The 14,546-nt window shown below is 70.5% G+C and carries 8 protein-coding genes and 1 pseudogene; 1 reads left to right on the top strand and 8 read right to left on the bottom strand.

Annotation, left to right across the window (positions count from 1 at the left end; translation table 11 throughout):
* The first annotated feature begins 448 nt into the window (after nt 1-448).
* Nucleotides 449-1,216, top strand: a complete 768-nt coding sequence (lexA, locus tag VFA06_RS17805) for a transcriptional repressor LexA (RefSeq protein WP_324841731.1) — start codon at nt 449-451, stop codon at nt 1,214-1,216.
* A gap of 611 nt (nt 1,217-1,827) precedes the next feature.
* On the opposite strand, the gene VFA06_RS17810 is transcribed toward lexA, so the two are convergent.
* The 8 genes and pseudogenes from VFA06_RS17810 to hflX form a co-directional block, all read right to left on the bottom strand.
* Nucleotides 1,828-4,017, bottom strand: coding sequence for an ATP-dependent DNA helicase (locus VFA06_RS17810; RefSeq protein ID WP_324841732.1), 2,190 nt, complete (start codon nt 4,015-4,017; stop codon nt 1,828-1,830).
* A 155-nt stretch (nt 4,018-4,172) separates the two neighbouring features.
* Nucleotides 4,173-6,098 carry an IucA/IucC family protein gene (locus VFA06_RS17815; RefSeq protein WP_414639918.1) on the bottom strand — a complete coding sequence of 642 codons (1,926 nt, stop codon included), beginning with the start codon at nt 6,096-6,098 and terminating at the stop codon, nt 4,173-4,175.
* 61 nt (nt 6,099-6,159) lie between these two features.
* Nucleotides 6,160-7,473, bottom strand: a pseudogene (locus tag VFA06_RS17820) (lysine N(6)-hydroxylase/L-ornithine N(5)-oxygenase family protein); the annotation flags it as partial.
* Entirely contained in the window at nt 7,470-8,021 is a 552-nt protein-coding gene (locus VFA06_RS17825; protein WP_324841734.1) for a GNAT family N-acetyltransferase, read from the bottom strand. The pseudogene VFA06_RS17820 and the gene VFA06_RS17825, both read right to left, overlap by 4 nt.
* The gene (locus VFA06_RS17830; RefSeq protein ID WP_324841735.1) at nt 8,018-9,799 is read right to left on the bottom strand and encodes an IucA/IucC family protein; all 1,782 of its coding nucleotides are present in this window, start codon (nt 9,797-9,799) and stop codon (nt 8,018-8,020) included. Before VFA06_RS17830 ends, VFA06_RS17825 begins: the two co-directional genes overlap by 4 nt.
* 74 nt (nt 9,800-9,873) lie before the next feature.
* On the bottom strand, nt 9,874-11,409 hold the full coding sequence (locus VFA06_RS17835; RefSeq protein WP_324841736.1) for a pyridoxal phosphate-dependent decarboxylase family protein: 1,536 nt from the start codon (nt 11,407-11,409) through the stop codon (nt 9,874-9,876).
* The gene (locus tag VFA06_RS17840) at nt 11,406-12,779 is read right to left on the bottom strand and encodes a diaminobutyrate--2-oxoglutarate transaminase family protein (RefSeq protein ID WP_324841737.1); all 1,374 of its coding nucleotides are present in this window, start codon (nt 12,777-12,779) and stop codon (nt 11,406-11,408) included. The genes VFA06_RS17835 and VFA06_RS17840 overlap by 4 nt, the downstream gene beginning before the upstream one ends.
* 184 nt (nt 12,780-12,963) lie before the next feature.
* Nucleotides 12,964-14,448: a GTPase HflX gene (gene hflX / locus VFA06_RS17845; protein ID WP_324841738.1), complete on the bottom strand. Its 1,485-nt coding sequence runs from the start codon at nt 14,446-14,448 to the stop codon at nt 12,964-12,966.
* Nucleotides 14,449-14,546: the final 98 nt, after the last annotated feature.

Consider the following 14,546-nt stretch of genomic DNA (forward strand, 5'->3'; position numbering starts at 1 on the left):
AATTCCTTCGACCGGATGAATTCGCTGTGGAAAACCGGATTAACAGCCGGAAGTGGCAGCAGGATGTACGGCAACAGCCCAGAGAAGAACGCGAGCGCGCGGCCGCGCGAAAGCGTCTGTGGCACACCAGCTCGACCGGCGGAGGGGATTGCGGCGCACTTGTTCGATAAGCATATTCGAACAAGTGTTGGTCGGATGTCAGACGCTTCGGCTACGGTTGGGATCAGGGGTCGGGTCAGGGGCGAACCCCCGGCCGAGAAAAGGGAAGGGAACCACGATCATGGCCGGACGGAGCAGTGCAGCCGCGGCGCGGCGTCGCGGTGCCGGCGCGCGCGGAGACGCGGCGCGCGGTGCGGAGCCGGGCGGCGACGGCAAGCCCGCGGGTGCGGTGGTGCGGCAGCGTCGGCGCGGACCGGGGCGGCTCGGAGCTGGGGCGGAGGCGGCGGATATGACGCGAGTTCCGCTGTCGCTGCGGCTTACCGACCGGCAGTGCCGGGTGCTCGAAGTTATTCAGGAGTCGATCGATCGGCGCGGTTATCCGCCGTCGATGCGGGAGATCGGCGAGGCGGTGGGTCTGCAGTCCACCTCCTCGGTACGGCATCAGCTGGTGGTGCTGGAGAACAAGGGGTTCATCCGGCGCGACCCGAACCGGCCGCGGGCGTACATCGTGCGCGGCCCGAGCGACCCGACCCAGGCGTGGCGGGCCCGGATGGCGCAGTCGCACGCGGCCGCCTCGACGGTGCCGCAGATCGCCGCGCCGGCCGCGTCGATCCCGGTGGACGAGGACACGACCGCGGGCCGGGTGCTGCCGATGGGCGGCTCGGTCGGCGCGACCGAGTACGTGCCCTTGGTCGGCCGGATCGCCGCCGGTGGCCCGATCCTGGCCCAGGAGGAGATCGAGGAGCTCATCCCGATGCCGCGGGACCTGGTCGGCGACGGGACGCTGTTCGCGCTCACGGTGGTCGGGGACTCGATGGTGGACGCGGCGATCTGGGACGGGGACACGGTCGTGGTGCGCCAGCAGCCGACCGCCGAGTCCGGCGAGATCGTCGCGGCGATGATCGACGGCGAGGCGACCATCAAGCAGCTGAAGCTGCAGAACACGCCGTCGGGCCGGCACGTGTGGTTGATGCCGCGCAACCCGGCGTACGACCCGATCCCGGGCGACGAGGCGTCGATCCTCGGCCGGGTGGTCGCGGTGATGCGGCGGCTGTGAGGAGTCAGAGGAGATAGACAAGCTAGACGAACTAGACGAGCTAGCTGCAACGCAGAACCCTGCCCAGGCGGCGCGGCGCTGAGGACACGTGAGGTAAGCGCGCGCGGGTGCTGGAGCAGGGCGTGGACAGAGAGGCGGGTGGGGTCGGCCGTCTCTCTCGGCCCGGTCGGCCGTCGTGGGAAGGGGCGGCTGACCGAGGCAGCTGAGAGCGCACAGTCTGGTGCGTGTGTGCGCGGTGCTGGCGCCTTGCCGCGGGAAGGAGACACCTGACCGCGGCGGCAAGGCTGAGCGGCGCGCTCAGTGCCTTGAAGTGCATAGGGCGAAGGACTGGAAGTAGGCGGCTGGGCGCCGGTGCTCGTGCGGTGGCGATGAGCCGTCACGCCTGCGAATATGCGATCGACTGCGCGACGGCAATCAGCTTTGACGGCTGCGAATGCCCAGTTGGCTGCGCGAGGGCGATGAGCTTTGACAGCTATGCCAGCGCGATCGCTTGGGCGAGAGCGACTCAGGGGATAGCGACAGAGGCGACAGCGATACGGGGATAGCGACAGACGCGGCAGCGATACGGGGGATAGCGACTCGCGGGGCTTCGATTCTTTTGAACCTTCGGATCAGGGGGCTTCGGCATCGAGGCGGCGCAGTGCGGCGCGCACCAACTTCGTGTCGTCGGTGGGCCAGAACGGCGGCAGCGAGGCTCGCAGGAAGCTCGCGTAGCGGGCGGTGGCCAGCCTGGAGTCCAGGATCGCCACCACGCCCCGATCTCCGGCCGCCCGGATGAGCCGTCCAGCTCCCTGGGCCAGCAGCAGCGCGGCGTGGGTCGCGGCGACTGCCATGAAGCCGTTGCCGCCGTTGCGCGCGACCGCCTCCTGACGGGCCGCCGCCAGCGGGTCGTCCGGGCGCGGGAACGGGATCCGGTCGATCACCACCAGCTGGCAGGACGGTCCGGGCACGTTGACCCCCTGCCAAAGCGAAAGGGTGCCGAACAAGCACGTGCGCGGGTTCTCGCCGAAGCGGGCGATGAGTTGCGGCAGCGAGTCCTCGCCCTGGCACAGCACTGTGTACGACAGCCGGTCGGAGATCTCCGCTGCCGCCGCCTGGGCGCCACGCAACGAGGAGAACAGCCCGAGGGTGCGGCCGCCGGCGGCCTCGATCAATCCGGCGAGCTCGTCGAACTGGTCGGGCCGGATCCCGTCGCGTCCGGGCGGCGCGAGGTGCCGGGCAATGTAGAGAATGCCCTGCTTCGGATAGTCGAAGGGCGAGCCGACGTCGAGGGCGTTCCAGCGAATTGGATGGTCGGTGTCGTCCTGGGCGTCGTCCTGCGCCGACTGTTCGTCGGACGCCGACGCGTTCGCGGGTGTCGCGTTCGAATCCTGAGCTGAGGATGCCGCGTCCGACGAGTCGTCAGCTGAGTCGCTTGAAGGGGCTCGACGGGAGCGAGGGCCGTTGGCAGCGCTGTCTGCCGGGAGCCGGTCCGCTCGCTCCTCGGGGTACAGGCCGACTGAACGGGCCACCCCGTCGAAGTCGCCGCCGAGCTTGAGCGTCGCGGAGGTCAGGACCGTATGCGTGCGCGCGAACAGGCGGTGGCGCAGCTGCTGGGCCACGGAGAGCGGGGCGATGTGCAGGGAGCTGAATCGGTCGCCACGGTCCAACCAGATCACGTCGTCGGGCGAAGTGAGCAGCATCCGGTCGGAGAGCTCGAAGATCTGCTCTATCGCCGCCTGGGCCTGCCGCCTGGCGCCCTCGGTGCCCGCGCCGACCTCGGCGGCACCGTCCTCGCCGCCCCCGGCCCGGGATGCCCCCTTCGCTCCGCCCTTCTCCCGGCCTCGCACCAGAGCGCTGATGACCTGTCGGGACGCGTCACGCAGCGCGGTGAGCGCCTCGACGACGTCCTCGGGCAGCTGCGGGTAACGGCGGGCATCCGCGGTGTCGAGCATTTCCCGGAACAGCTCTACTGCCTGCTCGAAGACCAAGTGCGTCTTCTCGTCCACATGCTTGCGGATGCGGCGCGCGGCGCGGTCGACCATGCCTCCGGTCAGCTCGCCGGAGTTCGCGCCGGTGGCCCGGGAGACCAGCTCGTGCGCCTCGTCGACGACCACCGCGTCGTGCTCGGGCAGGACTTGGACGTCGCTGTCGAACGTGTTGATGGCCAGCAGCGCGTGGTTGGTGACGATGATGTCCGCCTCGCGAGCGCGTTCGCGGGCCTCCTCGGCGAAGCACTCCGTGCCGAACGGGCACTTGGACGCGGTCAGGCACTCGCGGGCGCTGACCGAGACCATGCTCCATACGCGGTCGCTGACGCCGGGTACGAGGTCGTCCCGGTCGCCGGTATCGGTTTCCTCGGCCCACTCGCGCACGCGCAGGATCTGGCGGCCGAGGTCGGAGACCGCCGAGGCGTCGAACAGCGCCTCCTCGCCCTCGTTCTCGTCGCCACCGTCGATCTTGTGCTTGCAGACGTAGTTGCTGCGGCCCTTGAGCAGAGCGAACTCCGGGACGCGGCCGAGGGCCGGGGCGAGCGCGTCGGCGATCAGCGGCAGGTCGTGCGCTACGAGCTGGCGCTGCAGCGCGAGCGTGGCGGTGGCGACGACTACGCGCCGGTCCCGCCGGTCGAGGCAGTGCGCGATGGCGGGCACGAGGTACGCCAGCGACTTGCCGGTTCCGGTGCCGGCCTGGACCAGGAGCGGATCCCCTTCGGTCAGCGCGCGCCGGACCGCCTGGGCCATCTCGACCTGACCCGGCCTCGGCTCGCCGCCGACTGCGGCGACCGCGCTCGCGAGTAAGGTTTCGAGATCAGCTTTGCCCATGAGCCACTAGGGTACGGGGCCCGGCCGACAGCCGAGGACGGATCCGGGGTGGAGGTCGGTCGATTGGGGCGAGGGGGTTCGGGGCGCGGCAGAGAGCGGGACGCATCCGGCGCGCGCGGGACGGCAGGGTGCAGTGCATGACAGGAGGCGGCCGGTCAATCGATCGGGGCGAGCGGGTTCGGGACGGCGCCGTGCGCCTCGACGTGCGGACGGGTCGGCCGGTCGCGGTAGCCGTCGAGCAGCAGCCGGTTGCGGTTGAGGCAGAGCCGGTCGATGTGCGGCTTGCCGAGGTCGAACAGCGCGTAGCGGTCCGCGTGCTCGGGGAACCTGTCCTGGTACGCGCGGATCGCGGCGCGCACGAGCGACCAGAACTCGGCGCCGGGGACGTCGAGGTGCTGCTCGAAGATCCGGGCCAGGTAGCGGAAATGTCCGATGAACAGACCGCCGTGTAGGAACTGGCAGAGGTAGTCCGGCTGTTCGCGCAGCATCACCGAGGCGACCTGCTGCGGCAGTTCGGCGAGCTCGGGCAGGTCGGCGGCGGCGAGATTGACGTCGTCGACGAAGTCCTTGACCGCGAGCCGCGTCGGGATGTCACGCTCGTCGAAGATCACGACCGCGTTTTCGCCGTGCGGAGAGAACACCGTTCCGTAGGCGTAGAGGAAGCGCAGCAGCGGCGGCAGCAGCGCGCCGAAGAGGCGTTCCAGCCATGCGCAGGCATCCAGCCCGGATCGGGCGATGAGTTCGGCCGCCAGTGGCGTGCCGTCCGCGCCGAAGGACAGGAGCGACGCGAGCGTGCGTGCCCTCTCCCCCTCCTGCAGCGCGGCGGGCAGCGGCTCGCGCCAGATCGCGCCCAACAACTCGCGGTACTGATACGGGACCGCGTCGATGCGGTCGAGCACCGGATGGTCGACCGTGACGGACGCGACCTCGCCGAGCAGGATCACCTTGCAGTCGTCCGTGAGGAACGGGTCGCTGGCCGCGAGGCCCTGGAGCCAGGCCGTGAGGGCGGGTGCGGCGAGCGTGCGCTCGGTGGGCAGGCCGCGCCAGACCATGGTGTTGAGGATGGACAGCGGGAGCTTCACGTGGCGCCGGTGCGGCACGCTGATGTTGCTAAAGGTCCTGATCGACTGCTGAGGCAGATACGAGTCGTCACCTTCGCCGAGGTACACCAAGCGAGCTGACGCGATCTCGGCCCCGTACAGCGGTTGAATCGTCTCGTCCCACTGCCACGGATGGATGGGCAGCCACCAGTACCGTGCCGGGTTGCAGCTATGCCTGATCAGCTCCGCGCCGAACCGCACGCGCGCCGCCGGTGACAGCTCCTCGGTATACAGCCGGCGGGCGCTTAGGCCGGGGATGGCCTGGTAGTGCGCCAAGTCGTCGCGTACCGCGATCCATGGCAGGCGGACCGGTTGGCGCGCCTCAGGTGCGTAACGCAGGGTGTCGTTGGCCGAGAAGCCGAGGCGTCCCTTGTTGAACACGATCCACGGGTGTCCGGTCTGGTGGCCTTCGAGCTGCGCGTAGTCGAGGTCTGCCAGTTCCGCGGCGGTGAGCGTGGCGGTGGCGAGGATCTGGGCGTCGGCGGCGAGCGTCGCGGCCATTTCGCGCACGAGGTGACCTGCGGTCTCGCCGGAAAGGCCGAGGGACGGCGCGGCATCGGCGATGAAGGCGAGCGGGTCTGCGGCCGGATGTCCGCCGCGCCGCACGGAGCCGGGGTCGACGAACCAGGACCCGTACGCGCCTCGGTCGGCGCGAAACCGGTACTCGATGGTGGGCGTGATAGCGGGCATGCTGCTGGCGCCGTCGGGGCGGTCAAGGGCGTGTGCGGGAGCGGCGAGGGTGAGAGCGTGCCAGCCGTCTTCCTGCGCCGTCGGGGTCAGCAGTTCCTCGTAGGCGAGTTCGGCAATGGTCTTCGCCAACAGGGTCCGGCCCGCGTGCCGCCACCGCAGTTCGGGGTCAGCGGGCAGGGATTGGGTCGAGCCGGTGCGGTTGGGCGATGTGCTGTGGCCGGCGCCGGAGGGGGACGGCGGCGCCGGCACCGCCTGGCTCGGCCGGCTGGTACTGGCTGCGGTGCTGCTCATGGCCGGGGGCCTCCAGGTCGAGTGCGATGCCGGGATCGGCGGCTGCCGCCACCGTCGGGGCGAACGCGGTGTGCGCGGTACGGCTGGGCAACGGGTAGACCGACCGTCCGGTTACGGCGTTGAGGATCTCCGCTGCGCGGTACGCGCCCAACCCGAGGTCTGGAGTGCCGACGCCGTGCGTGTGTAGCTCGGCGTTCTGTACGTACAGTCCCGCGCGCGTGTCGGTCATGCCGACGCGATGATCGCGCTCGATGACGAGGCGGCCCTCCGTGTCGCGTTGAATGAGGGCTTCGAGCGGCGCTAGGCAGTCGGGTTTGCGTGTGGCGTAGCCGGTGGCGAGCACGAGGCGTTCGGTACGTACCGCCATAGCTTCACCTGTGCCGCGATGTCTTAGGGCGAGGGTGAGCGTTTGGGCGTCATCGGCGTAGTTACCGCCGACGGCCTCGACCCCAGGCATGAGCGTGACGCCTGTACCGGAGATGCCGGTTCTGAAGGAACGGGCGTCGAGTTCTTCGCGGATAGCGGCCAGCGTGTCAGCGGAGACGGCTTTGTATAGGCGGCCCTGAGTGGAGAGCAGTGTGGCGCGCTGGGCGGCGGGCAGATCGTAGAAGTAGTCGACGTAGTCGGGCGTGAAGTGTTCGAGGCCGAGCTTCGAGTACTCCATCGGTTCGAAGGCGGTGCTGCGGGTCAGCCAGCGCAGCCGCCGACCGGGGCGGTGCCAGGTGCGCAGGAGGTCCAGCACGATCTCCGCGCCGGACTGGCCCGAGCCGAGCACGGTCACGTCATCGGCCGTGCGGATCAGGTCGGCGTGGTCGAGGTAGTGCGCACTGTGGCACACCGACGGACCGGCCTCGCGCCAGAGAGCGTGGAGGGCATCGGGCGCGACCGGTTCGGTGCCGATACCCAGCACGACATTCGCGGCGAGCACATTGTGGGCACGGCCGTCGTTGTCGGTGAAGGCGATCGTGAAGCCGTCGCGTCCGTCAGGCAGCGTGGCTAGCGCGACGGCGGTCACTCGAAACCCGAAGCGGCACGCCGCGAGCGCATCGGCGACCGTGCGGCAGTAGGACTCGTATTCGGCGCGCGGGATGTGGAAGCGCTCGGCGAAGTAGAACTCGAACAATCGGCCGGCGTCGCGCAGGTAGGCCAGATAGCTGTGCCGGCTCGTGGGATCGACCAGGGTGACGAGGTCGGCGAGGAACGGCACCTGGAGCGTCGCGCCGTCGACCATCATGCCCGGATGCCAGGAGAAGCGCGGATTCTCGTCCAGGAACAGCGCACGCAGGCCGGGGATCGGTTCGGCGAGCGCGGCCAACGCGAGGTTGAACGGGCCGAGACCGATGCCGAGCAGGTCGTAGCAGGCTTCGAAGGTCATGCGGGAGAGTCCCGGAGGACGAGGGTGGCTCGCTTCTCGGGCAGTTCGATCGTCGCGCTGACGCGGAAGCCCGCGGAGACGAAGGCGCGCACGGAGGCGACGTTGCGTTCATCGGGCTCTGCGACGATGCGGCAACTCGACTCACGCTGCAGCGCATCGCAGAGGGCTGTCAGGAGCGTCGCGCCGAGGCCGACTCCGCGCAGCTCTGGTTCGCCGATGAGCAGGTGGATGCCCAGGTCGTCGGCGTGCGCCGGATAGTAGGCGGCGAGCCGGTCTGCTGCGGCGCGGTACAGCTCCCAGTAGCCGATCGGGCGCCCGGAGAGTCGCGCGAGGTACGGCTCGCTGTGCGGAAGAGCCCGCTGTTCGGCCAGGTGCGCGCTGGTTCGTTCGATCGGGCCGTCCAGATCCCAGTAGCGCGCGACCGCCGGGTCGTTCATCCAGCGGTGGATGAGCGGAAGGTCGCGGTCGATCTTCACCGGGCACAGCGTGAACCGGCCCGCCGGCGTGGTGAGGTCCCACCAGGTGGGAGCGGCGAGCGTCCCGGTCATGCGGCGTCTCCTCGCATCGCGCCGGTGCCGTTTTCTCGCGAGAGCCCCGCGAAAGGGTTCGCGATCTCGACGTAGACCGACTGCGTTGCCAGGTCGCCGACCAGCTCATCAAGGTCTGCCGCGCGGGTTAGCAGGTTCGCCTTGCAGCGCAACGACTTCGCGCCCAGCAGCAGGTCCACGGGCTGGTGGCCCCGCAGCGGAGCGAGCAGGTCGGCGGCCAACCCGAGGAGCTCACGCTCCGAGGCGATACCCGCGCAGCCGAGCGCTCCGACAACGCCCATCAGATTATTGATGCCGACGTAGTACAGGAGTCGTTCCGTGACTACGTCGTCGTCGACGACGGTCTCGCTCTCCTGGCCGAGGGCACTGATGCCGCTGAGCGCTTCGAGATGGGCGATGCGCGAGCGCCGGTAGTAAAAGCCCTGATTGTCGCGGTACCAGCCAGCCCCGGGATAGCCTGCGGCGTCCAGCTGGATCAAGGTGTTCTGCTGGTGCGCTTCCAGCGTGACTCCGTGCTCTGCGTCGAGCCAGAGCAGCGGCGTGATCAGCGCGGTCAGGTATCGGGCGAACCACTCCAGCGCCACCGCGCGTACCGGTCGCTGCTCCGCCGCGGAGAGGCTGTGCAGGTGCGCGGCCAGCTCGTGCGGGTGACCGTCGGCAGCGATAGCGCCGCGGCCCAGATCTGTCAGGGCGGCGAGACAGAACACGTGGTCGCTCGACTGGAACGGTGAATGCCGGAACGAGACATCGAGCCCTGGCACCGCGTCCACCGCGAGGTATCCGGCGTCGGTGAGGGCACGGAATCCCGGGTGCGCGGTGAGCAGCTGCATGCCGAGGCGGCCGGAGAGCAGCCGGTGCGCCTCGACTCCGCGCAGTAGCTCCTTGCGCAGGTTCTCGCGCCGGGAGTTGGTGATGCGCAGCGCGAGTGAAAGCTTGAGCATGACCGGCTGGTCGGGCCGGTACACGGTGCGCAGCGACGAGGTCGGGTACCAGGCCGGCCCGGCCTCGCCGAGGTGCTCCAGACGCCCCGAGGCGATCAGCTCACGCACGTTGTCCTGCCGCAGTAGCGCGTTCGCCTGCCAGGGATGCGCCGGAACGAGTACGCGGCCATCCGGAGTCAGGCCACTGAGGAAGGCGGCGAGATCCGGTGTGGTCGGGCCGAGTTCGCTGTCATGCGCGACGAGATCCGGGGCGGCCGCGAACCAGTGCAGCGGGAACGAGCCGCGCAGCTCGGGCGAATAGCGCGCGGCTTCGCTAGCGGTCAGCGCGTCTCGGCTCTTCGGCGTCGGGTGCAGCGGGTGCCCGGCCAGCAATCCCTGCTCGGCGACCAGAAACGGCGTGAAGGGCTCTGTGGGCGCCGGACTGGCCGCTCGGGCCTCCAGATGCGCCCCGACGCGTTCCGCGGATTCCACGACGCGCTGCACGAGCTGTTCGAGCCCTTCTCCCCTCGCGCCGACCGACTCGCCGAGCAAGCGGGCCAGCCCGCCGGGGCTCAGCGGTCCGAGCGGGCCTGCCGCCGTGCCGAGCCGATGCATTCCGGCGCGCGACCAGTACTCCACCGGGATTCGCAGGAGGCTGCCGCCGAGATCGATGACCAGCGGTTCGCCCTCGGCCGGCGGCTGGACCTGGCGTTCGCGGATCCAGCAGCGCAGCAGCGCCTCCGTGGCGAGCCGATTCCCGGCCCGCTGGAACGTCGTCGCGTCGACGGGCCGGTCCGGCGTCGGCACCGCGGGGGCCGTCGGGGCGTCAGGGGGCGACAACTGGCTTGTCGGGATCACGCGCAGGTCCTCCGGCAACCGTTCACTGGTCTGGATTTTGATGGGTCAGGCAGGTGAGGCGATGGCTTAGTGGGCTATGGCTGGCTGGCGCGGTCCTCGGCGGCTCCAGCGGCGGCGATCAGGCCGATCAGCCGGTCGAGATCAGAGCTCGACGTCTCCGGGTTGACCAGCGTCAGCTTGAGCCGCAACGAGCCGGGGACAGCCGATCCGCCAAGCCCCGTTCCGTTCCCCACCGCCGGCAGCTCGGTACGTCCGATGACGGCCGCGCCTTCCGTCAGCAGCCTGCGACGCAGTGCCGCGTTCACCCGGTCCGGGTCGCCGTGCCGGGCCCGGTAGCGAAACAGGACGGTCGTGAGCGCGGGCTCCCGGTCGAGCTCGAAATCAGGGTGCGCACGCAACGCGGCCGCGACGTGGGCGGTGAGCGCGAAGCAGCGTTCGATCAAGGCGCCGAGGCCCGAGCGGCCGAGCGCCTGGCAGGTCGCGACGATCTTGACGGCGTCGGCGCGGCGGGTCGTGCGCAGCGAGCGGTCCAGCAGGTTCGGGTATCCGGCACGCTCGTCATCGAGGGCTGACAGGTAGGCCACGCGCCGGGTGAGCGTGCCGAACGCGGCGCGGTCCCGGCACAGCAGCACCCCGGCCGGGATCGGCTGCCAGCCGAACTTGTGCAGGTCGAGCGTCACCGAATCGGCCTCGGCGATTCCGTGCAACGCGTCGCGAAGCACGTCGGAGAAGATCAGCGCGCCACCGTAGGCCCCGTCGACGTGGAACCAGGCCCCGTACTTGTGCGCGACGCGTCCGCAGGCCTCCAGCGGGTCGATCGCGCCGGCGTCGGTGGTCCCTGCCGTTCCCACCACGGCGACGATGCGATCGCCCGCATCGACGAGCCGCGCCGCGATGCGCTCCAGGACCTGCGGATCCATGCGGTGGTCCTTGCCGACCGGGACCGGCACGACGGCCCGCTCCCCCAGGCCGAGCAGCGCGGCGGACCGGGCGATGGAGAAATGCGAGACGGCCGAGCAGAGGATGCGCAGCCGCCCGGCCGCGTATCCGGGAATGCCGTCCTCGGCTGGATCGACGTCGTAGCCGCGGCGGATCGACTCGTCCCTGGCGAACAGCAGAGCCATGAGATTGGACTCGCTGCCGCCGGTGGTCACCGTGCCGCCCGGGTGCGAGGCCCGCTGGCCGAAGCAGAGTCCGGCGAGGGCGCGCACGAGTTCGTCCTCGATGACGGTCGGCGCGGCGGACTGATCCCAGGAGTCCATGGACGGGTTGAGCGCGGCGACCAGCGTGTCGGCGGCCACGGCGACAGGCAGCGTCGAGCAGTGCAGGTGTGCGGCGGTGTGCGGGTGGCTCGCGTGCACGGTCTCCGCGACGAGGAGGGCGGCGAGCTCGTCGAAGGCGGCCTGGCCCCGGCCGTGCTCGGGCAGCACGGGTCCGAGCGCGGCGCGGACCCGCTCGGCGACCGCGGCCGGGCCGCCGGGCGGCAGTGGGCGATCGGCGCGGGGCGCGGCCTGCGGCTCGATCGCGTCGGTCCGAACGGTCGGGCTCTCGGCCGGACTCTCCGCCGGGAGTTCGGCGGGGCTGTCAGTCGGGATCTCGGTCTCCGTCATGAGCGCGCTCCGGCCCGCACCCGCTGCGCACCGGCCAGCCCGGACGCCTCGGCGATCGAATCGATCAGAGCACTGACGACCTGCTCGGCCTCCAGGTCCGTGACCGTCAGCGGCGGCAGCAGCCGCAGCACGCTGCCGTGGCGGCCGCCGAGTTCGACGAGCACTCCGCGGCTCAGGGCGGCGGCGCGCACCGCGTGGGCGAGTTCGGGCGCGGCGGGCCGGGCACCGAGCGCGTCCGGGGCGCCGTCCGGCTCGACCAGCTCGACGCCGAGCATCAGGCCGCGGCCACGCACCTCGCCGATCGCGGGCAGCGCGTGGGCCGCCTCCTCGAAGCCGGTGCGGATCTGTTCGCCCAGCTTGCGGGCGTGAGTCGTCAGGTCGTTTTCCATCACGTACCTGATCGTCGCCGTTCCGGCGGCCATGGCAAGCTGTTGGCCACGGAAGGTGCCCGTATGCGCTCCTTCGGCCCAAACGTCGAGCGAGGAGCGATAGGCGATCACGGCCAGCGGCAGCCCGCCGCCGATGGCCTTGGAAAGGACCATGACGTCCGGTGTGACGCCGGAGTGGTCCACTCCCCACACCTCGCCAGTGCGGGCCAGTCCCGTCTGCACCTCGTCGGCGATCAGCGGGATGCCGTGTGCTGCGCTTTCGGCTCGCAGGGCGCGCAGCCACTCGTCAGGTGCCGGGATAACACCGCCCTCGCCTTGTACGGGCTCGACGATGATTGCCGCGGGCGGAGTCAGGCCGCTGCCGGGGTCACGCAGCAACCGCCGCAACTGCTCGGCGGCGATCCGCGTGCCTTCTCCGCCGCCGACGCCATACGGGCACCGATAGCTCTGCGGATAGGGAAGGCGGGTGACGCCCGCATCGCTGACGCGCGCGGGCGTGCGGACCGCCGTGTTGCCGGTCGCAGCCAATGCACCTGCGGTCATGCCGTGGTACGCGCCGGTGAAAGCGATCAGGCCGGTGCTTCCGGTGGCGGTCCGGGTGAGCTTGATGGCGGCCTCGACCGCGTCGGCTCCGGACGGCCCGCAGAAGTGGATGCGCGCGTCTTTGGCCAGGTCGGGCGGGAGGATGCCGAGCAGCGTCTCGGTGAATTCGTCCTTGATCGGCGTGGCGAGGTCGAGCACGTGCAGCGGCGCGCCCGAGTCGAGCACGCGGCGGATCGCGGCGACGGCCACCGGATGGTTGTGGCCGAGGGCGAGGACTCCGGCGCCGGAAAGGCAGTCCAGGTAGGCGCGGCCGTCGGCGCCGTAAATCGTCATGCCTTCAGCGCGGACCGGCACGATCGGCAGGTGCCGCGCGTAGCTGCGTGCCGCGGACTCGCGGTCGCGCTGCCGATCGAGGATCGCGGCGCTGCTGACGGCCATCTCACCACTCCCCGCTTGGCGCCGGCCTTGGCGGGCCGCACCGGAAGATTAAGTGAGGTAAGCCTTACCTATCGTGATCGCGCGGTCAACCGAGCGTAGCTGTGAAGAGTGAGTAGTCCGATGAGCAGACGGGCCCGCGAGTGCAGTGACTCGCGGGCCCGTCCTGGGTTGGAGCGTCGGTGTGTTAGACCGCTGCGAACTCGTCGAGCGCGGCGGCGAGGGTGGGGTCCACCCGCGCGACGATCCGGGTGCCCGACTCCAGGTGCGTCTCGCTCAGCAGCTCGCCGGTCGCGTGCACCCGCGCGATCAGGTCGCCTCGGCCGTACGGCACCAGCGCGTCGATCTCGATCGCGGGCCGCGGCAGGTCCGCCTCGACCGCGGCGAGCAGCTTGTCGATGCCCTCGCCGGTGCGAGCCGAGACCAGCACCGAGTGCGGCTCGCGGCGCAGCAGCCGGGCGACCGTCTCGTGGTCGGCCGCGTCCGCCTTGTTGAGCACCACGATCTCGGGCACCTTGGCGGCCCCGATCTCCGCGAGCACCTCGCGCACCGCCGCGATCTGGCCCTCAGGGTCCGGGTCGGAGGCGTCGACCACGTGCAGGATCAGGTCGGCGTCGGCGACCTCCTCCAGCGTGGAGCGGAAGGCGTCGATCAGCAGGTGCGGCAGGTGCCGGACGAATCCGACGGTGTCCGCGATGGTGAAGGCGCGGCCGCCGGAGGTCTGCGTCCGGCGCACGGTCGGGTCGAGGGTGGCGAACAGGGCGTTCTCCACCAGCACCCCGGCTCCGGTGATCCGGTTGAGCAGCGAGGACTTGCCAGCGTTGGTGTAGCCGGCCAGCGCCACGGCCGGTACCGCGCCGCGCTTGCGCTCCTGGCGCTGGGTCGAGCGGGACTTGCCCATCTCGGCCAGCTCCCGGCGCATGCGCGCCATCTTCTCCCGGATCCGCCGCCGGTCCAGCTCGATCTTGGTCTCACCGGGACCGCGGGTGGCGATCCCGCCGCCGCCCCCTGTTCCTGAACCGCCCGTGCCGCCGCCACCCATCTGCCGGGAGAGCGACTGGCCCCAGCCGCGCAGCCGGGGCAGCATGTACTGCATCTGGGCCAGGGCGACCTGCGCCTTGCCCTCCCGGGAGCGGGCGTGCTGGGCGAAGATGTCCAGGATCAGCGCCGTGCGGTCCACGACCTTGACCTTGACCACGTCTTCCAGGTGGATCAGCTGGGCCGGGGTCAGCTCGCCGTCGCAGATGACGGTGTCCGCCCCGGTCGAGGCGACGATCTCCCGCAGCTCGCGGGCCTTGCCGGAACCGATGTAGGTCGCCGGGTCGGGCCGGTCGCGGCGCTGGATGACGCCTTCGAGCACCTGAGAGCCGGCCGTCTCGGCGAGCGCGGCCAGTTCCCTGAGCGAGGCCTCGGCGTCGGCCGCGGTCCCGGAGTTCCACACTCCGACCAGCACCACGCGCTCGAGGCGCAGCTGCCGGTACTCGACCTCGGTGACGTCCTCGAGCTCCGTGGACAGCCCGGCCACGCGGCGCAGCGACTGGCGTTCGGCCAGGTCGAGCTGGTCGCCGTCGTAGCCGTCGGCAAGATCTTCAACACCGTAGCGGGGATCGACGCCGTAACGCTCCTCCTCGTCGGTGCTGCTCTGATTTACGAGGTGGCGCGAGTTGGTCATATCTTCCCTTCAGAGGCGTCTGCCGCTCGGGCGGCCTTGCCTCTCGATGGTCGCACGCCCTGAACAGGCCCAGCGACCGAATTATGAGTATTCACGAA

It is taken from the genome of Actinocrinis sp., assembly GCF_035653575.1.
Lineage (GTDB): Bacteria > Actinomycetota > Actinomycetes > Streptomycetales > Catenulisporaceae > Actinocrinis.

What these genes read in the sequence shown, in the direction of transcription:
- lexA (WP_324841731.1), top strand. Translation starts at nt 449, where the DNA reads ATGACGCGAGTTCCGCTGTCGCTGCGGCTTACCGACCGGCAGTGCCGG.
- VFA06_RS17810 (WP_324841732.1), bottom strand. Translation starts at nt 4,017, where the DNA reads ATGGGCAAAGCTGATCTCGAAACCTTACTCGCGAGCGCGGTCGCCGCA.
- VFA06_RS17815 (WP_414639918.1), bottom strand. Translation starts at nt 6,098, where the DNA reads ATGAGCAGCACCGCAGCCAGTACCAGCCGGCCGAGCCAGGCGGTGCCG.
- VFA06_RS17825 (WP_324841734.1), bottom strand. Translation starts at nt 8,021, where the DNA reads ATGACCGGGACGCTCGCCGCTCCCACCTGGTGGGACCTCACCACGCCG.
- VFA06_RS17835 (WP_324841736.1), bottom strand. Translation starts at nt 11,409, where the DNA reads ATGACGGAGACCGAGATCCCGACTGACAGCCCCGCCGAACTCCCGGCG.
- VFA06_RS17840 (WP_324841737.1), bottom strand. Translation starts at nt 12,779, where the DNA reads ATGGCCGTCAGCAGCGCCGCGATCCTCGATCGGCAGCGCGACCGCGAG.
- hflX (WP_324841738.1), bottom strand. Translation starts at nt 14,448, where the DNA reads ATGACCAACTCGCGCCACCTCGTAAATCAGAGCAGCACCGACGAGGAG.